General features: G+C 44.1%; 22 protein-coding genes. 11 read left to right on the top strand and 11 right to left on the bottom strand.

The features are described 5' to 3' along the window. Window positions 1-334: 334 nt before the first annotated feature. The gene (locus tag BN1209_RS00705) at window positions 335-775 is read right to left on the bottom strand and encodes a DUF6641 family protein (RefSeq protein ID WP_045750512.1); all 441 of its coding nucleotides are present in this window, start codon (window positions 773-775) and stop codon (window positions 335-337) included. A 381-nt stretch (window positions 776-1,156) separates the two neighbouring features. Here BN1209_RS00705 and BN1209_RS00710 point away from each other — a divergent pair, with 381 nt between their 5' ends. Continuing rightward, window positions 1,157-1,618, top strand: a complete 462-nt coding sequence (locus tag BN1209_RS00710; RefSeq protein ID WP_045750513.1) for a hypothetical protein — start codon at window positions 1,157-1,159, stop codon at window positions 1,616-1,618. Between the two features lie 67 nt (window positions 1,619-1,685). Here BN1209_RS00710 and BN1209_RS00715 read toward each other — a convergent pair whose 3' ends face one another. The 5 genes from BN1209_RS00715 to moaC form a co-directional block, all read right to left on the bottom strand. Beyond that, on the bottom strand, window positions 1,686-1,943 hold the full coding sequence (locus BN1209_RS00715) for a hypothetical protein (RefSeq protein WP_045750514.1): 258 nt from the start codon (window positions 1,941-1,943) through the stop codon (window positions 1,686-1,688). Between the two features lie 65 nt (window positions 1,944-2,008). Continuing rightward, the gene (locus tag BN1209_RS00720) at window positions 2,009-2,296 is read right to left on the bottom strand and encodes a type II toxin-antitoxin system RelE family toxin (protein ID WP_045750515.1); all 288 of its coding nucleotides are present in this window, start codon (window positions 2,294-2,296) and stop codon (window positions 2,009-2,011) included. After that, complete coding sequence (locus BN1209_RS00725) at window positions 2,286-2,534, bottom strand: type II toxin-antitoxin system Phd/YefM family antitoxin (RefSeq protein WP_045750516.1); 249 nt, start codon at window positions 2,532-2,534, stop codon at window positions 2,286-2,288. Before BN1209_RS00725 ends, BN1209_RS00720 begins: the two co-directional genes overlap by 11 nt. 125 nt (window positions 2,535-2,659) lie before the next feature. Next, window positions 2,660-3,667, bottom strand: coding sequence for a tyrosine-type recombinase/integrase (locus tag BN1209_RS00730; RefSeq protein WP_045750517.1), 1,008 nt, complete (start codon window positions 3,665-3,667; stop codon window positions 2,660-2,662). A 73-nt stretch (window positions 3,668-3,740) separates the two neighbouring features. Beyond that, window positions 3,741-4,214 (bottom strand): cyclic pyranopterin monophosphate synthase MoaC, encoded by a 474-nt coding sequence (gene moaC / locus BN1209_RS00735; protein WP_045750518.1) that lies wholly within the window; start codon window positions 4,212-4,214, stop codon window positions 3,741-3,743. 88 nt (window positions 4,215-4,302) lie between these two features. Between moaC and BN1209_RS00740 the strand changes: the two genes are divergently transcribed. The 4 genes from BN1209_RS00740 to htpX all read left to right on the top strand — a co-directional run bounded on the left by BN1209_RS00740 (window position 4,303) and on the right by htpX (window position 7,543). Beyond that, entirely contained in the window at window positions 4,303-5,739 is a 1,437-nt protein-coding gene (locus BN1209_RS00740) for a beta-barrel assembly-enhancing protease (RefSeq protein ID WP_045750519.1), read from the top strand. Window positions 5,740-5,757: 18 nt separating this feature from the next. Further along, entirely contained in the window at window positions 5,758-6,201 is a 444-nt protein-coding gene (gene soxY, locus BN1209_RS00745; RefSeq protein ID WP_320408772.1) for a thiosulfate oxidation carrier protein SoxY, read from the top strand. Window position 6,202: 1 nt separating this feature from the next. Then, window positions 6,203-6,520, top strand: coding sequence for a thiosulfate oxidation carrier complex protein SoxZ (soxZ, locus tag BN1209_RS00750; RefSeq protein ID WP_045751869.1), 318 nt, complete (start codon window positions 6,203-6,205; stop codon window positions 6,518-6,520). A 147-nt stretch (window positions 6,521-6,667) separates the two neighbouring features. After that, complete coding sequence (htpX, locus tag BN1209_RS00755) at window positions 6,668-7,543, top strand: protease HtpX (RefSeq protein WP_045751870.1); 876 nt, start codon at window positions 6,668-6,670, stop codon at window positions 7,541-7,543. A 105-nt stretch (window positions 7,544-7,648) separates the two neighbouring features. Here htpX and BN1209_RS00760 read toward each other — a convergent pair whose 3' ends face one another. Together BN1209_RS00760 and BN1209_RS00765 are read right to left on the bottom strand one after the other, a co-directional pair. Further along, the gene (locus BN1209_RS00760; protein WP_045750520.1) at window positions 7,649-9,283 is read right to left on the bottom strand and encodes an NAD(P)/FAD-dependent oxidoreductase; all 1,635 of its coding nucleotides are present in this window, start codon (window positions 9,281-9,283) and stop codon (window positions 7,649-7,651) included. A 21-nt stretch (window positions 9,284-9,304) separates the two neighbouring features. Then, on the bottom strand, window positions 9,305-9,925 hold the full coding sequence (locus BN1209_RS00765; RefSeq protein ID WP_045750521.1) for an HdaA/DnaA family protein: 621 nt from the start codon (window positions 9,923-9,925) through the stop codon (window positions 9,305-9,307). 167 nt (window positions 9,926-10,092) lie between these two features. On the opposite strand from BN1209_RS00765, the gene purM reads away from it, so the two are divergent. From purM to BN1209_RS00795, 6 genes are all read left to right on the top strand, one after another. After that, a complete protein-coding gene (purM, locus tag BN1209_RS00770; RefSeq protein WP_045750522.1) occupies window positions 10,093-11,145 on the top strand; it encodes a phosphoribosylformylglycinamidine cyclo-ligase in 1,053 nt (350 codons plus the stop codon). Between the two features lie 48 nt (window positions 11,146-11,193). Next, entirely contained in the window at window positions 11,194-11,856 is a 663-nt protein-coding gene (locus tag BN1209_RS00775) for a DUF3108 domain-containing protein (protein ID WP_231855136.1), read from the top strand. Window positions 11,857-11,940: 84 nt separating this feature from the next. Beyond that, window positions 11,941-12,933 (top strand): DUF3108 domain-containing protein, encoded by a 993-nt coding sequence (locus BN1209_RS00780; protein ID WP_045751871.1) that lies wholly within the window; start codon window positions 11,941-11,943, stop codon window positions 12,931-12,933. After that, on the top strand, window positions 12,930-14,378 hold the full coding sequence (locus BN1209_RS00785) for an RsmB/NOP family class I SAM-dependent RNA methyltransferase (protein WP_231855137.1): 1,449 nt from the start codon (window positions 12,930-12,932) through the stop codon (window positions 14,376-14,378). Before BN1209_RS00780 ends, BN1209_RS00785 begins: the two co-directional genes overlap by 4 nt. A 2-nt stretch (window positions 14,379-14,380) precedes the next feature. After that, window positions 14,381-15,613: a dicarboxylate/amino acid:cation symporter gene (locus BN1209_RS00790; protein ID WP_045750524.1), complete on the top strand. Its 1,233-nt coding sequence runs from the start codon at window positions 14,381-14,383 to the stop codon at window positions 15,611-15,613. Between the two features lie 3 nt (window positions 15,614-15,616). After that, window positions 15,617-16,138 (top strand): GNAT family N-acetyltransferase, encoded by a 522-nt coding sequence (locus BN1209_RS00795; RefSeq protein WP_045750525.1) that lies wholly within the window; start codon window positions 15,617-15,619, stop codon window positions 16,136-16,138. A 13-nt stretch (window positions 16,139-16,151) separates the two neighbouring features. Here BN1209_RS00795 and BN1209_RS00800 read toward each other — a convergent pair whose 3' ends face one another. The 3 genes from BN1209_RS00800 to ampD are packed head-to-tail and all read right to left on the bottom strand — an operon-like array spanning window position 16,152 to window position 20,977. Further along, entirely contained in the window at window positions 16,152-19,226 is a 3,075-nt protein-coding gene (locus BN1209_RS00800) for an efflux RND transporter permease subunit (protein WP_045750526.1), read from the bottom strand. 33 nt (window positions 19,227-19,259) lie between these two features. Continuing rightward, a complete protein-coding gene (locus BN1209_RS00805; RefSeq protein ID WP_045751873.1) occupies window positions 19,260-20,381 on the bottom strand; it encodes an efflux RND transporter periplasmic adaptor subunit in 1,122 nt (373 codons plus the stop codon). Window positions 20,382-20,440: 59 nt separating this feature from the next. Beyond that, complete coding sequence (gene ampD / locus BN1209_RS00810; protein ID WP_045750527.1) at window positions 20,441-20,977, bottom strand: 1,6-anhydro-N-acetylmuramyl-L-alanine amidase AmpD; 537 nt, start codon at window positions 20,975-20,977, stop codon at window positions 20,441-20,443. Window positions 20,978-20,997: the final 20 nt, after the last annotated feature.

A 20,997-nucleotide genomic window follows, 5' to 3' on the forward strand; every position in this document is an offset into this window, starting at 1 on the left:
TCAGCAAAGATCACCGTCTTCACCCATGTCCCATTTACTCTCGCTTGTACTTGATATCGATGCATAAAAGTATTTATCGTTTATCGGACTTCACGCCTTTGCGTCCAGCGGACTCGGCGCTTCAGGTTCGGCATATCTCACTTTTCAAAGCACCAGTTCACGCAACTGTTCAAAGTGAGCTCGCATCATCTTGTAAGCAGCTCTGGCCCGAGCACAATATGATGCTTATGCCTCAATCCCTTTACGTCGGCTAGCTTGCCGACTATAGGCGGGGCACTGCCCCGCGTTATTAAGCGTCTAGTTACTAGACGCTTGTTTTAATTTTTCTCCTTCGCTAGTGCTGAAAGCCAGCTCTTAAGTTAGTACTCGCTGTTTCTATCTGACTATCTAATTCGCCACTTTCAACTGCGACCTTGATAGTCTCTAGTGTTTTGACTAAATCCTGTGGACTGTCCACTTCAACGCTAGGTTTGCCTTTTGCTAGCTCTAATACGCTAGTGCCGTATTTGATAGAAATACATACTTTCCCGTTAGCTGAAATAAACCACCAAGGTCTAATGCGTTTAGGTACTTCTAGTTGTTTCCGTAATCCTGTTTCTTGATCTTTAAATGATCGGTATTTCTTCACCACAAACTCTGTGCCTTCAATTTGGCTTTTGGCTAATTGAATCTGTTCCCATAATCGATGCGATAGTTTGTTTCTGCGCTGCTGAACTGGCGCAATGTGTTGTGGTTTAGTTTCTGCTGTTAACTTCAATTGACCTAATGTGCTCATTTGTTTTCTCCTATTAATGAATGGGCACTCAGTAAGTTAATGTCAGATTCGGTGAATGGACAACCGATTTATTGGTGTTCTTTCGTTTTGACTCATTTTTTACCAGTTTTAAGTGGTTTTTCTTATACAGGCATAAATACTTTTGCGAGTTGCTAGGTTACAAAGTTAGGTCGCAGAAGAAATAAAAGAAGTTGCTGTTGAGTTAAGTGAGTTAGTTACTTAAGTCACTAGGGGTTACAAATGAGTAACTCTGACTAAGCAACACACGAAGCAACATCTTTTTCTCTTGTCTCTTGCGACTTAACTCGAAGCAACATCTTTTTGTCTCGACTCCTTTGTAACTAGCACAACCTCGCAACTTAAGAAAAAGGAAAAAAGAAAATGATAGAAAGAGAAAGAGAAATAGCAGTAAGAGGTTTTGTTAATGAGAAATTCAACACGACGTTTGGTAAGAATCAATTCCGTAGAGCATTCTTTAATGGCTCAGTAGAACTTAGAAATCCCAGTAGTAAATATCTAGTCGACTACTACCAATATGCTGCTTGGGAAGCATCAGCCAAAAGCGATGAACAGATGAGTGTAATTCGACAACTACGTGGTTCAGGCTTTCCTGAAAATGAGGATTTATTGTTTAGTTGGCTAGTGCGTTATGACCCGCTGACCAAATCAAAAACCAAAGTAGATGGCTATTCAATTTACGCACCAAGTACTAGTGAGCTTTATACAACGATCAATGATCCTGACAATCAAACTGTCGAGGAGTGGACATTAGATGTTCATCTTTGTCGAAACATCGGCGCTAACAAACCTGTGTTTATAGCGACCAATGTTGATCTAAATTAGGTGTCTTAGATTAACGCTAGGGTGTCTTAAAGCTGAAAACTAAGCGTCTAGTTACTAGACGCTTAGTTTAACTAGATGGCATGTAATTACTAATTATTTGTAAGCCGCCGCCTAAGGCTATTAAGAACAACCCAAGTTTAGATAACAGCAGAGTTCTTTTGAACTTTGCTACATCTTCTTTTGATGGGGACGGAATATTTAAAACTCCTTGACCCTGTAAATACTTATCTTTATCTGCAAAATTAATTTCTGTTAAATAACGCCAAACTAAAAATGCTCCAATAGTCGCACTCAAAATACCTAGCGAATTTATGGTTGTTTTCATAAGAATTACACCTGCAAATGGTCAGTAAATTTGCTAATTATATTGAGTAGTACAAAGGTTAGCTTTTATATCCGCTTACTAGCCTTGGTGTATGCTGCCAATCCATCTCGCCGACCGACAGATAGGACAATGATCACCAAGCGGCTATCAATAACATCATAAACTAAGCGATAGCCAATTTTTTGAAGTTTGATTTTGTAGCAGCCTTCAAGATCGTTACCTAATCTTGCCGAGGGCAAATGCGGATTTACCAAGCGCTTTTCTAATTGCTTTTTAAACTGCGCCTTAATTGATCCGTCTAAGTCGTTCCACTCTTTTAGAGCTTCTTCGTTAAACTCTAACTCATAGATCATCAAGCGATACTTTCACTGTCTTACCACCGCGACGCTCTCTCACGATCTTGCTTAACTCAATATTCTCGACTTGATCAAGCAAAGCTTCATAGTAGTTTGCTGACAGTAAATAAGCTGCTGGCTTGTTATGGTTTAACACGGCTACTGGTGAATCACTGACAATATCAGCAATGCTGGCACGACGTAAATCTGTCATGCTAACAGTAGCAGGTGCATATATTTTGTGTGTAATAGTCATAATATTCGTGTCTTATAATGTGTAAATTAATGTGTATTATTGTGTGGATTTTTTTGACTGTCAATCACTATAACTTATGGAGATATTTAAATTTAAAGCGTCTAGTAACTGGACGCTTAATTTTGCTAAGGATTTGCTTTTGTTTGGTCATCCAACTTTTTAGCCAGTTCACTAACGTTTAAATGGATATAGCGTTTGAGCATTGATAGCGATCTATGACCAGTTACGCTAGATAGTTCAATTACATTGGTAAGCTTGCCTGACATAGCAGTAATCGCCGAATGTCTTAAATCATGAAAACGCACTCCCTTTACGCCTGCTTTGCGAGAGTATCGAGTGAATGCCAGTGATACAGAGCCATTTATAAATGGGAAAACTCTGTCGTGATTACGAGGTAGCTCGTTAAGAATTTTGATCGCAGTATTTGATAGTGGTACATAACGGCAACTACCATTCTTCGTGATCGGTAAGAAAGCTGTTCGATTATTGAAATCTACATCTTTCCATAAAAGTGATGTAATTTCGCCTAGCCTCATCGCAGTGGCTAAAGCAAACTCTATTATTGCTGGTACCCAAACATTTGTATTAGCGGGCTTGGCTCTCTGAATGGCATTAATTATTCGTATCTTTTCATCTTCAGTTAGCACCCTTGTTCTGCCTTCGGGCATTGGTGGCTTTTTAATCATTGCGACGGGATTTTCAATGTTAAGCCCCCATTCACGTCTCGCATGATTGATGATGGCTGAAAAATAGGACAGTTCTCTTAGCATCGTATTAGGAGCAATGATTTTTAATCGCTGATCTCTATATTCTGCTAATTTGGTTGGAGTCAGTTCGGTCATGCTGAGTTTACTGATTGGTCGCCTTGCGATCGCACGAAGACGATAAGTATCTGCGGCAGCGCCACGCATTGATGGAGTTACTTCGTTAATAAAACGTTCGATTAGCTCTTTGAATGTTATCTTTTGGGCATAGCGAAGGTTTTTATATGCGCCTTTATCAATATTGCTTTCAATACCCCTTGCCCAATATTGCGCATCTTTTTTAGATACAAAGGTTTTGCTTAGTGTTTCATAGCCTTTGCGTGTTACACGAGCTTGCCATTTGCCGCATCGTTTTCTATATGTAGCCATTATCTATCCTAGTTAGGACAGATTTAGGACAATTAGCTAATTTTGATTATTTGAATGTAAGGATAGGTTATTTTTAAGCCACCCAGTGCCCCGATTTGCCACCTTGTTTTTTTAGCAGTTTAATCTCGCCCATTACCATGCCGCGGTCAACGGCTTTGCTCATATCATAAATGGTCAGCAATGCTACGCTAGTGGCGGTGAGTGCTTCCATTTCTACGCCAGTTTTACCTGTGCATTTTGCAGTTACCGTGCAATGAATGGTGTTATTTTTTTCGTCGATTTCAAATTCAACCCCCACTTTTGTAAGGCTAATTGGATGGCAAAGTGGGATTAAGTCTGAAGTGCGTTTTGAGGCTTGAATGGCAGCAATGCGTGCAATACCAAGCACATCCCCTTTTTTAGTATCGCCTTTGATAATCATCGCTAAAGTGCTCGGTAACATAACAATATTGCCCGTCGCGACGGCTACACGCTCTGTATCGGCTTTACTACCAACATCGACCATATGGGCTTGGCCTTGGCTATCAAAATGGGTGAGTTCGCTCATCAATATTGCCTTATTTTTAAACCTTTTCGCAAGAGAATTTCGAAGCGAACGGTGAACTTGGTCCTTAATGTCGTTATCATACGCAAACATGAAATTAGTTTATAGCCTTCTATTACTTTCTCTGATTGCGCCTATCGCACTGGCGGATGATTTGCCCGATTTGGGTGATGTTTCAGCGACCGTGCTCTCACCCCTTCAGGAAAAGAAAATTGCCGACCAAATCATGCGAAGCGTGATGTCCAGTGATGAGGTGATTTCTGACCCAGAAATTACCGACTATATCCAAAACCTTGGTATGCGATTAGCGAGTAATGGCCCAGATAAAACCCAGTGGTTTAATTTTTTTGTGGTGAGGGACAACAGTATTAACGCGTTTGCCATGCCTGGGGGCGTGATTGGCGTGCATACAGGCCTCATTGTAGCGGCGACCAATGAGTCTGAGTTAGCAGGCGTGATAGGGCATGAGATTGGTCATGTGGTGCAACACCATATGGCAAGGATGATGGCACAACAGAAAAATGACTCACTCATTAGTCTCGCCGGCATGGCATTGGCCATTTTATCGGCTCGCGCTAATCCACAATTAGCGAGTGCGGCGATGATGACCTCATCAGCCAGTACGGTACAAAAACAATTGGATTACACCCGCGATCATGAGCGTGAAGCTGATCGCGTGGGCATCTCAATATTAGAAAGCGCAGGTTACGATACGCATGGCATGGCCAGCTTTTTCCAAATTATGCAAAAAGGCACACGTTACGTTGAAGGCAGTGCGCCAACTTTTTTGCGTACACATCCAATTACGAGTGAGCGTATTGCAGATGTCACTGCCCGAATTGCCAACAGTCGATATCGAATGGCGCCATATTCCCCAGATTTTGATTTGGTCCGTGCCAAGATTCTTGCCAGCGGCGGCATTGCCACTCAGGCGGTCAGCTTGTTTCAAAGCAATCTACGAGATAGACGCTATACCAGTGAAAGTGCTCAGCATTACGGTCTTGCGATTGCCATGTTGCGCGTTGCAAACGTAGATGGGGCAAGCAAAGAGCTAAGTTGGTTACGCGCCAATGCGCCTAGCCATCCATTTTTTGCCAGCCTTGCCGCCAATATTGAAGTGGCGCGTGATCATCCAGCACAAGCTGCAAAAGCCTACCAAACTGGTTTGGCTGTTTATCCGGGCAGCAGAGCCTTAATCTATGGCTATGCCGAACATTTTTTGCGCGTTCGCCAGCCACAACAAGCCTTGCAATTGCTCAATGAAAAACAAAGCCTATATCCTGATGACGCTTATCTCTATGAATTAAAATCTAAAGCGTATGCTGATTTAAGTAAAAATTTACTTAGTCATCAAGCACAGGGAGAGGGCTATTTTAGGCGTTACAATGTACCTAAAGCGTTGGAACAAATGGATTTGGCGGTGAAATCAGGCGACGGTGACTTTTATCAACAGTCGATTGTGGAAGCGAGATTAAAAGAACTTCGTGGATTAATTGATGAACCTAAAAAACGTGGCTGGTTTAACTAGTTTGAAAAGGAGCGCTCCATGATGCAACGTAGAAAATTCTTAAAAGCCTTATTTGCCGCCAGTGCATTGGCCATGTTACCCATTAAAGCATTTGCTGCCATTTGGAACACGCCTGCTTTTCAAGCGACAAAGCTACAAGAGGCCATTGCCGCTATGAAAATCAGCAATGTGACTGTTTCAAACGATATTCAAATTATCGCGCCAGATAAAGCTGAAAACGGTGCGGTGGTGCAAATTGAAATTACTAGCCTTGTTCCTAATACGGAATCGATTGCCATTTTTGTGGAAAATAATCCCACCGCTTTAATTGCCAACTTTGTCTTTGGTGAAGGCGCGGATGGTTTTGTGATCACGCGCATCAAAATGGCCGAAACCTCAGACGTGCAAGCCGTGATTAAATCAAACAATCGCTATTATTCTGCCAAAAAACGGGTGGAAGTTTTAGAGAATGGATGTGGCTAAGATGGCTGAAAATATGCGTATGCGTGCCCTGCTTAAGGGCCAAATGACAGAGGTGAAAGTGCTCATGACCCACCCCATGGAAACAGGGCGTCGTAAGAATGATTTTGGTGAGGTGATTCCTGCCAATTTCATTCAGCTAGTAAGCGCTACCCTTAATGGAAAGCAAGTAATGGAGGCGCAATGGGGAACAGGGATATCAAAAAATCCTTACCTTACTTTTCATCTGCATGGGGCCAAAGTGGGGGATATCATCCGGGTGACTTGGACTGATAATCATGGAAAAACAGGCGAGGGTGAAATTGTTGTGAGTGCTGCATAAAATTTGATTGCATCCAACTTCATGTCGTCCACATTCGGTGGTGGTACGTTAGGATGAATGTCAAAGCAAACTATTTTGACGCAGTTTTTAAGTGCGAATTTAATCGTGCAGTTTCAAGATCCATTTAATTCAACCAACGGAGTTCAAATGAAGCGTGTATTTTATTTTTTGTTGACCAACATTGCGATTATGCTTGTGTTATCCGTCACCATGCGACTGCTTGGTGTGGGGCCTTATCTCACCGCTAATGGCTTAAATTACACCAGCCTCTTAATATTTTCAGGGGTGATGGGCTTTGGTGGCGCGTTTATCTCATTAGCGATCTCAAAATGGACCGCTAAACGCATGTCTGGTGCAGTCGTTATTGAACAAGCGAACACACAAACGGAGCGTTGGTTGCTCGCAACCGTTCGTCAGCAAGCGGATAAAGTGGGGATTAAAATGCCAGAAGTGGCTATTTTTGATTCCCCAGAAGCCAATGCATTTGCTACCGGCATGACCAAAAACAGCTCACTGGTTGCTGTCTCAACAGGTTTGCTTAGAGGCATGACACAAGAAGAAGTCGAAGCCGTCTTAGCGCACGAAGTGTCTCACATTGCCAATGGCGATATGGTGACCTTAACCCTCATCCAAGGGGTGGTGAATACCTTCGTGATGTTCTTCTCTCGTGTGATTGGCAATATTGTTGATAAAGCCGTGTTTAAAACCAAAGACGGTAACGGCCCTGCCTTCTTTATCACCATGATTATTGCCGAGATGGTGTTGGGTGTGCTCGCATCAATTATCGTGATGTGGTTTTCACGTCAGCGAGAGTTTCGTGCGGATGCCGGCGCAGCCAATCTTGCTAGCGCACAAAAGATGATTGCCGCATTAGAACGCTTAAAAAATGCCCACGAGCCATCTGTTTTACCCAAGCAAATGGCTGCATTTGGTATTGCTAGTTTAGGTGGTGGGATGTCACAACTCTTTGCAAGTCATCCAAGCTTGGATGACCGTATTGCTGCCTTAAAAGTACGAGGATAGTCGCACAGCACTATTCTGTTGATTACTTGTATTGATTAGGTTTTGCGGAAGAAAAGGACGTCTAGCGATTAGTTAGACGCCCTTTTTCTTTCCAAACTACATAAATTAAATCCTTACATTACTTATATTCAACGCCACCGCCTCAGCAATCTTAATTCCATCCACCGCTGCTGACAAAATCCCACCTGCATAGCCAGCACCTTCACCCGTTGGGTAAAGGCCTTTGGTATTAATGCTCTGGAGTGTTTCGTCGTCGCGTTTAATTCTAATCGGTGAGGACGTTCTCGTTTCAACGCCGGTCAGCACGCCATCAGGCAAATCAAAGCCTTTAATCTGTTTGGCAAAAGCGGGGAGCGCCTCGCGGATGGCGGTAATCGCATATTCAGGTAAAGCGGTGCTTAAGTCAGTAAGGTGCACGCCTGGGGTGTAGGAAGGTTGCACTGTGCCAAATTCGGTAGAAGGTTTGCCATTGATAAAGTCACCTATGAGTTGCCCTGGCGCTTGGTAGTTTTTGCCGCCCAACTCAAAAGCGCGTGCTTCCCATTTGCGTTGAAACTCCATGCCAGCAAGCGGGTCACCTGGATAATCCTTCTCTGGGTCAATGCCCACTACAATGCCCGCGTTGGCGTTACGTTCGTTACGTGAGTATTGGCTCATGCCGTTGGTGACAACGCGGCCTTCTTCTGAGGCAGCCGCCACAACTGTGCCACCTGGGCACATACAAAAGCTGTAAACGCTTCGTCCATTTTTGGCATGATGGACAAGCTTATAATCTGCCGCGCCCAAGACCGGGTGCTGAGCATTTGGGCCAAAGCGCGCATGGTCAATCAGCGATTGTGGATGTTCAATACGGAAGCCAATAGAAAAAGGTTTTGCGTCAATATAAATGCCACGTTTGTGGATCATCTCAAACGTATCTCGGGCACTATGGCCGACCGCCAATACAAGATGGTTGGTGGCGATGCGCTCTCCGTTTTGTAGCACTACGCCTTGCACTTGGCCGTTTTCAATTTCAATATCATCCACACGACTTTGGAAGCGGATTTCGCCGCCAAGCTCGATGATATTTTGACGCATTTCTTCTACCATACCCACCAAGCGGAATGTCCCGATATGCGGATGGCTGACGTATAAAATTTCTTCTGGTGCGCCTGCTTTTACAAATTCATGGAGCACTTTTCGACCGTAATGTTTAGGGTCTTTAATTTGGCTGTAGAGTTTGCCATCTGAAAAAGTCCCGGCGCCACCTTCACCAAACTGCACGTTAGACTCTGGGTTGAGAACATTTTTGCGCCATAAAGCCCATGTATCTTTGGTGCGTTCGCGCACCGATTTGCCACGTTCTAAAACGATAGGCTTAAAGCCCGATTGCGCCAAAATGAGCGCAGCAAAAATGCCTGCTGGGCCAAAGCCGACAATCACAGGTCTAGGCGCCTTGCTTGCCTCTGGCGCTTTTGCCACAAAGTGGTAAGACGTGTCAGGCGCCACTTTGACGTGCGGGTCTTTTTTGAATTTGGCTAAAATTTTGTCCTCGTTTTTCACTTCAACATCGAGTGTGTAAACAAACAAAATCGCGTGCGATTTACGGGCATCCACACCCCGCTTAAAAATCGCCATGCTAATTAAATCGCTGGCTGGAATGCCAAGCTTTTTAAGAAGCGCGGCTTTAATCACTTCGGGTTCGTGATGCAACGAAGTGGCGTTATCTAAAGGGAGTTTGATTTCGGATGCGCGTAACATATTTTTAATTTTTAATTGAGGTCAAATAAGCGGTAATTGAAGCAATTTTTTAAGAAGAGGAACGGTCACAGGACGCTTTTCAGTGAGCGACCATTCATCGAGCGCATCTAAAATTGCCATCAAGCTTGGCAAATCACGACGCAAATAGCGCAAGCAATAATCCACTACTTCATCTGGAAGTTTCATTCCGCGCTCTAAAGCGTGGGCTTGCAACGCTTGAGCTTTTTCTTCATCGGTGAGGGGATGTAATTGGTAAGTTAAGCCCCAAGCCAATCGAGTTGCGAGGTCATCACGCAGATGCATTTGATTAGGCGACGCGTTGCCCGCGGCAAGAAGCACGCCGTTTGCCGCACGTGTTTGGTTGTAAGTGTCGAATAAAGCGATTTGCGCTTCGTCATTGAGAAAATTGACATCATCTGCTGTGACGAGTTGAATGTTGGATGTTTTTGCTAATGCTTGCGCCGCTTTGAGCAGATGCGTTTTGCCACTGCCTGCTGCGCCCCAAAAGTAAATAAAACGACTCTCGGCGCCTGTTTGCAACGCCTGATGCAAGCTGTGCAAGGCCTCTGCATTGCGGCCAACAACGAAGTTGGCAATGCTAGGCAATGCGTCTGGCTGAATATCTAGGAGCAGTTGTTTCATTTATTTAATCTTGCAAAGCAATTAAAGCGGCATAACTCCGCTTTAATCGTTCAGTCTTTTCTCGTTTAGGCGTCATTTAGGTTAAAATTCGGGTGTTGCAAAAAATACGCGAACAATGTGTATTTTAACCTTTTATTTGTTTTTATCTTGTAGAAAGCGAGAAAGCTTTGAATTCGAACGACCAAACCAATGGCACATCTATCAGTTACCGTGATGCTGGGGTAGATATTGAGGCTGGTGACGCGCTGGTTGAACAGATTAAGCCTTTCGCAAAACGCACCATGCGCCCAGAGGTTTTAGGCGGTATTGGCGGCTTTGGCTCATTGTTTGAGATGCCAAAAAAATTCAAAAATCCAGTATTGGTGTCTGGCACAGATGGTGTGGGCACTAAATTAAAACTCGCTTTTGAGCTGAATAAACACGATACAGTCGGTATCGATCTTGTTGCGATGAGCGTGAATGATATTTTGGTGCAAGGCGCTGAGCCATTATTTTTCTTGGATTACTTTGCCTGTGGCAAGTTAGAAGTTGGCACAGCGGCTCAAGTGATCAAAGGTATTGCACAAGGTTGTGAACAATCTGGCTGTGCATTGGTCGGCGGTGAAACGGCTGAAATGCCAGGGATGTATCCGGCGGGTGAGTATGACTTGGCTGGTTTTGCAGTGGGTTGCGTGGATAAAGAAAGCATTATTACGGGTAAAACAATCACTGAAGGCGATGTTGTGTTGGGCTTGGCTTCAAGCGGCGCACATTCAAACGGGTATTCATTGATTCGTAAATTAATCGCGAAATCTGGCATTGATTTCAATGCAGACTTCCACGGTAAGCCATTCAAAGATGTGGTGATGGCGCCAACACGTATTTACGTAAAACCTTTGCTTAAATTGATTTCATCCATGACGGTAAAAGGCATGGCCCACATCACTGGCGGCGGTATTACAGAAAATGTGCCACGCGTATTGCCAGAAGGTTTTACTGCTGAAATCAAAAAAGGTAGCTGGGATATGCCGCCTTTGTTTACCTGGTTGCAAGCTCAGGGCAATGTTGCTGAAAGCGAAATGCACAAAACATTTAACTGCGGCATTGGCATGGTAGTGATTGTGTCTAAAGACCAAGCAAAAGCGGCGATGGAATTGCTCAAAGCCGAAGGCGAGCAAGTATTTGAAATCGGCTTTATCCGCAAGCAACAAGCGGGCGAAGCGCCAACGGTCGTGGTTTAAATTAAAGCCTTCGCTAAATTAGCACTGCTTAGTTTTTTGGCCAGCTTTTTGGCCATTTCAAACCTTGCGTTTGCCGCTCCAAAAAATGTAACGCTGACTTATCAAGCAACGCGAAACGGTAAGCCTTTTGCGAATGTGACGGAAACATTCAAACAAATAGGCGACCAATATGTGATTGAAAGTGTGACCGAAGGTGTGGGTTTAGCGGCGCTGTTTGGTAAACGTATTTTAAAGAGTGAAGGCATTGTCACTGCCGAGGGCTTAGAACCGAAACACTTTGAACAACACCAAGGTGATAACGAGAAAAAGGCGGTGTATGCAGATTTTGATTGGCTTGCTAATCAATTGCGCATGACAAATAAAGGCAATGTCACTTCAGTGCCATTAGCCAAAGGCACGCAAGATGTGGCAAGTTTTCCTTATCAGTGGATGCTCTTGCCACCCAAGGCTGATGAAGTGAGTTTGATGATTACGACAGGCAAAAAACAGCGCATCTACAGCTACAAAGCGATAGCGCGTGATGTGAGCCTATCGGTGGATGCAGGGCAATTTAAGACCCTGCATTTAATCAATGCGAGTGAAACTGGCGGCGGTAACGAAAAGGAATTTTGGTTGGCGGTTGAGCGTTTTTACTTGCCAGTTAAAATCATCATGCGTGAGGAAAATGGCACGGCCATTGAGCAAACGCTGACCAGCATTCAAACAGATTAGCAGTGTGCAAAATGATTTTTGATCGTTTTTTTGAAAAAATCAGTAAAACATCATTTGAAAAATAGCAGATTTTTAACCTTTCAATTGCAAAAAATTACTGTGCCGCAACGCTGGCTTTGGGCAGTGTTGTTGTCCCTGTTATTACATGTTGTATTGCTTGGCGGTTGGAGTTTTGTGATGCCGAGTTTTGAATCGTCATCACATTTAATTGAAGCGGAACTGCTTCCGCCACCAGTTAAAAAAGTAGAAAAAAAGCCATCACCACCTAAAAAGGTGCATCAATCACTCAAGCATAAGGAAGTCCCTAATGAGGTGAGTCGAGAGTCGATAGCGCCCAGTACGGATGAGCAAGCAGAAGTGTCCCAAGTGGCTGAGCCGTTATGGCGTGAGGAAGATAGGCCAGCGTATGAAGAAATGGCGCGATTGCTTCCACCTTCATTTGTGGACATGGAGTTTGATGTAAAACGCGTGAATGGTTTTGGTAGTGGCCGAGCGCATTATCGCTATCAAGCTGAGCCACAAGACCGATATAGTTTGCGTAGTGAGATGGAGGCGGTAGGGTTAGCTTCTATTGCTTTTGCTGGAAAACGCATTGAAACCAGCATCGGCAAAATCATGGAACAGGGACTTAAGCCAGAAGCTTATCGTGTGGAAGTAACAGGCAAGCCCGACAAGTTGCAAGTGGCGAATTTTGATTGGGACAATAATAAATTGACTCTCAAAACGGCTAAGTCAGAAACTGTGGAGGAGTTGCTAGAAGGCACACAGGACTTTTTAAGCTTTATGTATCAGTTTATGTTTGTGCCACCGCTTGAGCGAATGGCGTGGCCATTAACCAATGGCAAAATGTTACGTGTTTATCACTATCAGTTTATTTCTGAAGAAGTGATTACAACCAAGTTTGGTCAAATTAATACGTATCACATCGCTAAAAGTAGTGGTGATGCAGAAGAAAAAACCGATGTTTGGTTAGCAGAAGATTATCGATTTATCCCCATTAAAATTTTGAAAATAACAAAGGACGGTAGCGGGTACGAATTCATCGCCACTCGCATAGATACCGATATCGCAAAATGACAATAAACCCTAATTTATTACGACTCGCTGGTGTGGCGCTTTCGGATGTGTTGTCCAACACCGGTCCTGCTGATGTAAAGCTTGGTTGGTTCTTTAAGCAAAACCGTGATTTGGGTACTAAAGATCGCGCATTTATCGCCGAGTCTGCTTATGGTGTTTTGCGCCGTAAATCATTTTTGACTTATGTGGCTGATGGTGATGATCCACGTAAGCTCTTAGTGGCTTATTTGGTGCGTGTGCTTGGCATGAGCACGCGTGACTTAGCCGACACATTAAACGCACAACAAAAAGAGTGGGCTTTAGAAATTAAATCCAAGAAAACGGACGATATTAGCAAAGCCATGCAAGCTGATTTGCCAGAGTGGTTTTGGGATAAATTGGTTGAGCAGTATGGCGAGGAGCAAGCACTAACCATCGCTAGAAGTATGCACCAATCAGCAGCTTTGGATTTGCGTGTGAACTTGGTCAAAGCCACGCGTGAAGATGTGATGGCGAAATTTGCCTCTGAAAAAACTGAAGTAGTGCCAACGCCATATTCGCCAAATGGCTTGCGTATGGCGCAAAAAATGACCATCAGCCGCCACATGTTATTCACAGATGGCAAGATTGAAGTGCAGGATGAAGGCAGTCAATTATTGGCGCAATTGGTCGCACCGCGCCGTGGTGAAATGGTGGCAGATTTCTGTGCGGGTGCTGGCGGTAAGAGTTTGGCATTGGGCGCTTTAATGCGTAATTCAGGCCGCATTTACGCATTTGATGTTTCTGAAAAACGCTTGCAAAACTTAGGGACACGTTTAAAACGTTCGGGCTTATCAAACTTACATAGCCAGTTAATCAGCAGCGAAGCTGACCCGAAGTTAAAACGCCTCAATGGCAAATTTGACCGTGTATTGGTCGATGCGCCTTGTAGTGGTCTTGGGACTTTACGCCGTAATCCAGATTTAAAATGGCGTCAAAAACCACAGGATGTGTTGGAGTTAACTGTCAAACAAACCAACATTTTGGCGCGTGCTGCTAAATTGGTGAAAGCTGGCGGTCGTTTAATTTATGCGACTTGTAGTTTGCTGCAAGATGAAAATGAACAGATCGCTGAAGCATTCTTAAATGCAAACCCTGAGTTTGTATTGGTGCCAGCGAACAGCATTTTGGCGCAACAGCAAATCAATTTGGATACGGGCAACTACCTAAAACTGTTGCCACATGTGCATCAAACAGATGGCTTCTTCGCAGCAGTATTTGAAAAAGCCGCAGCAGCTAAGCCAGCCCTTGATACAAAAGCTGAAACGGCAGAAGTAATGACTGAAGCAGATGAGGCTGCAGTCAAAGCTGAGCGTAAAAAAGCAGCAATTTCGAAATCTAAAGCCTTAACCAAAGCTACGGCTACTAAAGAACCTGCTAAAAAGGCTACACCCAAAAAAGCCGCGCCTAAAAAGGCAAAAGCGTAAACATGAAGCTGCCTAGCCTCAATCTCCAAATCCTCATTGGTGCTATCACTGGGCTAGGCTTGGGCTGGTATTTTCATGGACTAGACGCTGAAAATGCGGTTGTTGAATTAGGCTTGTATTCAGCAAGTTTGGTCGCGACTTTATTTATCGACTTGCTGAAAATGATTTTAATTCCACTGGTGTTTTGCTCGATTGCGGTGGGCATTGCTAACTTGCGTCAGCATCAGCAAATGCACAAAGTTTGGGTCACGACGCTAGCATTTTTTGTGGCTTCGATGGCAATCGCTATTGCACTGGGTTTATTGGCGAGCAATTATTTCAAACCTGGTGCGGGTTTGCACTTGGCGATGTTTACTGATGCTATGCAAAACTTTGAGGCTAAGCAATTGCCTTTACCTGAATTTTTCGCCCAGTTTTTACATAGCATTTTTATTAATCCTTTTACTGCACTTTCACAAGGCAATGTGCTGGCGGTAGTCGTCTTTGCTTTGATTTTGGGCATTGCGCTGGTGATGGGTGGCGAGCGCTACAAAAATATCTTGGCTCTGCTACAAGAAGCGCTAGAAATATGTATGCGTATTGTGAGCTGGATAATGCGCTTAGCGCCTTTAGGCATTTTTGCACTACTGTTTAAATTGGTTGTTTTACAAGATGCAACCATGCTCACTACTTTAGGTAAGTTTATCGCTGTTGTTTTAGGTACAACTTTATTCCATGGTGTGGTTGTGCTTCCGCTGATTTTATTTGTCTTTACGGGCAAATCGCCACTGTGGTTTTGGCGTGGTGCACGTGAAGCATTAGTGACCGCTTTTTCGACTAGCTCAAGCAATGCAACATTGCCAGTGACGTTGCGTTGCACGATGCAACATTTACACGTTAAGCCAGAAATTGCTGGGTTCGTAATTCCGCTTGGGGCAACCATTAATATGGACGGAACGGCGCTTTATGAAGCGGCCGCTGCCTTATTTATCGCAAATATTGCAGGCATTGATTTGAGTTTAGCTCAGCAATTTATTGTGTTTTTCACCGCCATGATTGCTGCCATGGGTGCCCCAGGCATTCCGAGTGCTGGCATGGTGACCATGGTGATGGTCTTACAATCCGTTGGTTTGCCTGCAGAGGCGATTGCGATTTTGTTACCGATAGATAGATTGCTAGATACGCTCCGCACCACAGTCAATGTGCAAGGCGATATGGTGGGTAGCCTGGTCGTTCAAAAGCTAGTGAGTAAGTAAGCGATGCTTAGTTTTTACAAAGCAGAAATAAATGATGCCACCGCAATTGCGGATTTGGTCAATTCCGCCTATCGCGGTGAAAGTAGTCGTGCGGGTTGGACAACGGAAGCGGATATATTAGATGGCATGCGTATTACTACCCCTGAAGTTGCTGCATTAATCAGACGTGATGACGCTTTCGTTTTGGTTGGCGTTTTGCGTGATCAGATAGTTGCTTGTGTTGCATGTGAGCACAATGAAAATACAGCGAAGTTTGGACTGGTTGCAGTTAAGCCAACACTCCAGAACAAAGGCTATGGCCGTGAAATGCTAATGGCCGCCGAGGCGATGACGGCTAGAGAGTGGCGAGTGGCAGGTTTTTATTTATCAGTGATTACTTTGCGAACAGAGCTCATTGAGTTTTATGAGCGCTTGGGATTCGAGCGCTCTGGTCAGTTTGAAGATTTTCCCGTCAACCCTACGCTATGGCAACCCAAAGTCCCTGCACTTGCGTTGGAATACCTAGTGAAGCTTATTCGTCGATAGAAGGGTTCCCTGCTTAGGCCTTGGATCTTGGAAATCGGGTCTTCCATTTCTCTAGGCCGTTCATAACTAATGAATAAGCTGCCGGGACAACGACTAAGGTAAGTAGGGTCGATGAAATCATCCCCCCAATAATCGCAACAGATAATGGCTTGTTAGTTTCGCTACCAGCTCCAAATCCAAGCGCAGCGGGCAGCAGTGCTAAAATAATAGTGAGTGATGTCATCACCACTGGGCGCAGTCTTATTGGACACGCCTCTCTCAGAGCTTCGTTAATTCCAGCCCCTCGATCACGCAATTGATTGGTTAGGTCGACCAATAAGATGGAGTTTTTAGCGACCAACCCGATGAGCAGGACTAGACCAATCATGGAGTAAATGTTGAGCGAATCGCCCGAAAGTAGGAGCGCGATTAATCCACCAATAATCGCGAGTGGCTGAGCCAACATAATAATTAGTGGTTGAATAAAAGAGTTGAATTGGCTTGCGAGGACCATGTATAACAAGATGAATGCAAGAATAAAAACAAATTTAATGTTCTTAAATGTTTTACCAAACTCTTCTGCTTGGCCAGTCATTTTGAGTGTGTAGTTTGGAGGTAAAATTTTTGCGGTAGTTTCTTTAACAAGCGTAACTGCTTCGCCCAGTGGCATACTGGGGTTGGCATAAAAGTTGGCTGAATATTGCAAGTCATAGCGCCCAATAACTGCTGCGCCCAAGGTTTTTTTAAAGCTAGCAACCGAATCTAAACGCACTAACTCCCCGCTTGCACTCCTTAAATAAATTTTACTTAAGTCTGTGGTCTGCTTTAAGTCATCCTCATTCGCCTTGAGCCTGATGTCGTAACGTTGTCCATCTCCATTAAAATCATTATATTTGGCAATGTTTAGACCCCCTGCATACATGCTTACAGCACTCGCCACGTCTTGAGCACTTAAGCCCAAAGAAGCTGCGCGCGCGCGATCAATATTCATATCCAGTTGAGGCAGGTCTAGTTGTACATCTAAATCCACTTTTCCCATTTCAGAATTTTTAGTGAGGGACTGTTGAATTTGTTTGGAGAGGCTACCAATCTCTTCAAGGCGCTGACCAGTGATAATGAATTGTAGCTTCTCGGAACGTTGTCCTTTTGCGATTGAGGCCGGAGAGGGGATAGCCTTTACGCCAGGGATAAGGTCGAATTGTTTTTTGAGTTCCTTCATCAGGTCTTTTTGAGATTTTTCGCGCTCGGTTTTGGGGACCAAACGTACATTGACGTTGCCTTGATTGACCTGACCTTTAGAGCCTGAGCCTATCGTAGCAAAGTAACTCGAAATTTCCTTGGGATGACTGGCGAGGGTTGCTTCTACTAATTTCATTCTAGTGTCGGTGTAGTCCAAGCTGGAGCCAAGCGGTGTCTTGACGCTGATTGTGAAACTCCCCTCATCGGCTTCTGGTACAAAATCTTTTTGTACATTTTTCATCGCATAGCCTCCGCCCAATACCACGAAAAGTATCGTAATAATGAGGACGCGCCAGCGATAATTGAGGCTCATGTTGAGTAAATAATGATAAGCCGCATCAAGCTTTGCTAAGTTTTTTTCAATCGCACTATAGAATTGATTCTCTTTGTGACCGGCGGTTAAGTAGCGTGAACAAAGCATTGGGGTAAGTGTGAGAGAAACAAAGAGTGATGCAAGCACACCGAAGGTGACGACCACACCGAAAGATTTAAAAAACATGCCGACAATGCCATCCATAAAAATGACAGGTGCAAAAATACAAATAAGTGAAAGTGATGCGGCAACGACTGCAAAAGTCACCTCTCTTGATCCATTGATGGCAGCGCTCATTGGATCCTTATCGATATGCTCACGATGACGGAATATGTTTTCAAGCACCACAATTGCATCGTCCACCACCACGCCAATTAAAAGAAGCAAGCCCAGCAATGTCATTGAGTTGAATGTAAACCCTGAGAAGTACATCACCGCAATTGCTCCCAAGAGTGATACTGGAATTGCAGTGGCAACGATCAGTGTTGAACGTATTGAACGCAGGAAAATAAATACAATTAGAGCTGCAAGCAGTGTGCCAGTGAACAAATGCTCTTTGAGTGAGGCGACCATTTGATTAATAAAAATTGAGTCATTGGTGGAAATTTCTAGTTTCATGCCAGGTGGTAAGTTGGGCCTTATCTCCTCTTCTAATCTACGTTCGACCTCTTTGATGATTTCAACCGTATTGGAGTTGGCGATTTTTACCATGCCTAGTCCAACCGTAGGCTGACCTTTATAACGCGCCACTTGTCGATTGTCAGTGATGCTATCAGTCACAGTTGCAATATCTTTAAGATGAACTGGCGAGCCATCTTTGTAATGAATGATCAAGTCACCTAAGTCTTTAATATTATGAAACTCTAGATCAAGTTTAATTAACTTCTCCGTTTGGCTGCTGACTAGAAAGCCACCAGGTAACTGGACATGCTCTCGGTTAAATGCGTTGATTAAATCACTTGCGGTAAGCCGGTAAGCTGCCATTCTCTCGGGAGAAAGGGTGACGCGAACAACGCGATCACGGCGCCCGCCTAATGTCACTTCACCAACGCCGTTGATGGTTTCAAATTTCTTTTTGAGTACATTGGTTGCGTACAAGTTGAGTTGTTGTATCGTTCGGTCGCCTGTAAGCGCCAGCCATATAACAGCCTGAGCATTGGTATCAACTTTTTGGATGGTCGGTGGATCTGTATCCGCTGGCAGTTTCTTGAGCACTTGACTCACTTTAGACTGGACTTCGTTATACGCAACATCAATATTTTTATTGAGTGCAAATGTAATGGTGATGGTAGAAACGCCAGGCGACGATGAAGACTGTATGTGTTCAATTCCAGGCGTGGTGTTTACTGCTGTTTCGATAATGCTAGTAATGCTGGCATCCACCACGTCCGGGTTAGCCCCCTTGAGCGTAGTGTTCACCATGATGATTGGAAAATCGATTGCTGGAATGCGGTCAATGCCAATACGTTGATAAGAAATAATGCCGAAGAGGACGATGACGGCGGACAGCATCCATGCTAGTACATGGCGTTTGATAGAAAGCTCAGGCAAATTCATGCGATTTTCTCTTAAATTTCTTGATGAGTGCGTTTATTGTTTGGATGGTTTTTTGGCTTCAATTTTTACTTTTGCTTGATCGGTCAGAAATGCTGCGCCATCTTTTGCGATGACTTCTCCAGCAACTAAGCCCTCGATAATTTCGATTTTCCCATCCTGACGTATGCCTGTTTTTACAATACGTTGCAGTGCTTGTCCTTGATGAATGACATAGACCACTTCGCCGGCTGGCCTTAATACGACACACTGCTCATGCACTAAGACAGCATCGGAGTGCTCCCCTAAAATAATTTCACCTGTAACACTTGCGCCAGGCTGCCATCCGGCCTGATCTGTCACATCAGCAATCACATCCACGGCACGGTTTGTTTCACTGATTAAAGGTTTTAATTCTTTGATTGTGCTGACTAAGATGTTCGACGAGGTGGGCGTTGTGAGCCTCACCTTAATCCCAGCATGAATTTTGGCAGCCATATTTTCGGGGAGTGGTAAATGCGCACGTAATTTTTGTTTGCTGATGATTTGCAAAATTGGGTCACCAATTTTGACATATTCACCTGTCGAGACGATTTGTTTTTGCACCACGCCATCAATCGGGGCAACGATGGTGGTTTTTGCACGCGTATGTTCGATGATGGCAATTTGCGCTTTTGCGCCATTAAGTTGATTTTGTAGTGCAAGATGTTGTGTGGTGACGTCGTCTAATGCATTTTGTGAGATGAACTTCTTTTGAACGAGCGTTTGATTTCGCTCTACGATACGCCCCTGATTGATTGTGAGTGCTTCCAACCTTGCCACTTCTGCTTGTGCATGTGAGCGCTCTAAATTGTAATCGGTTGGATCTAATAAGGCTAAAATAGCGCCCTTTTTGACTGTCTGTCCAGGGTGCGCTAGCATTTTGATCACTCTGCCAGAGGCCTCCGCTACTAAAGTTGGATCCATTAAGCCCTCTAATGTACCGACAGACACTTCTCGAATCTCTAAAACGCTTGATTCTGCAACAGTGGTGCTAATGAGTGCGGCTTGTGGTTTTTTCTTCGCGTCAGCTTCAGACTCTTTTTTACCGCAAGCCGTGAGTGCAAGGCTAATGATTAAAGTGGTTGAAATTAAGATGGTCGTTATGATGCGGCTTGAATAATATTGCTTATGTTGCATTCTAAAAGCTTTCATTAGGAATTGTTTAGAGTATAGCGAAGTCACTTAACAAAGTATCATTATGTATGAATGCTTGACCAATCAAAGTAAGGCCCAGGATCAGTTTTTCTGTCAGGCGCAATGTTTGAATGACCAGTGATTGCTTTAATCGGATACTTTACTTTAATCGCTTCGATTAAAACGTTGAGCGTCTGGTATTGAGGAGGTTCAAATGCTTCATAATCACTTCCTTCCAGTTCAATACCGATCGAAAAGTCGTTACATTGCTCCCGGCCCTCCCAGATTGACTTTCCAGCATGCCACGCGCGATCATTGCATGATGCAAATTGAATAATACTTCCATCGCGACGAATGAAAAAATGCGATGAAACTTTTAGGTGAGAAATTTCTGCGTAATAAGGATGTGCCTTAGGATCTAGCTGGTTAGTAAAAAGCGCTGTGACTGCGTCGCCGCCATATTGATTGGGTGGCAGGCTAATGTTGTGAATCACAATTAAAGAAATATCGTTTGCATCAGGACGCGCATCTCTATTTGGTGAGGCAATAAAATTTGCATCTAGATATATGCCTTGATCATTAATCTTAATATTCTGCATGCTTAATAGTCGCTTATCCG

Origin of the sequence: Candidatus Methylopumilus turicensis, assembly GCF_000953015.1 — a bacterium.
Lineage (GTDB): Bacteria > Pseudomonadota > Gammaproteobacteria > Burkholderiales > Methylophilaceae > Methylopumilus_A > Methylopumilus_A turicensis.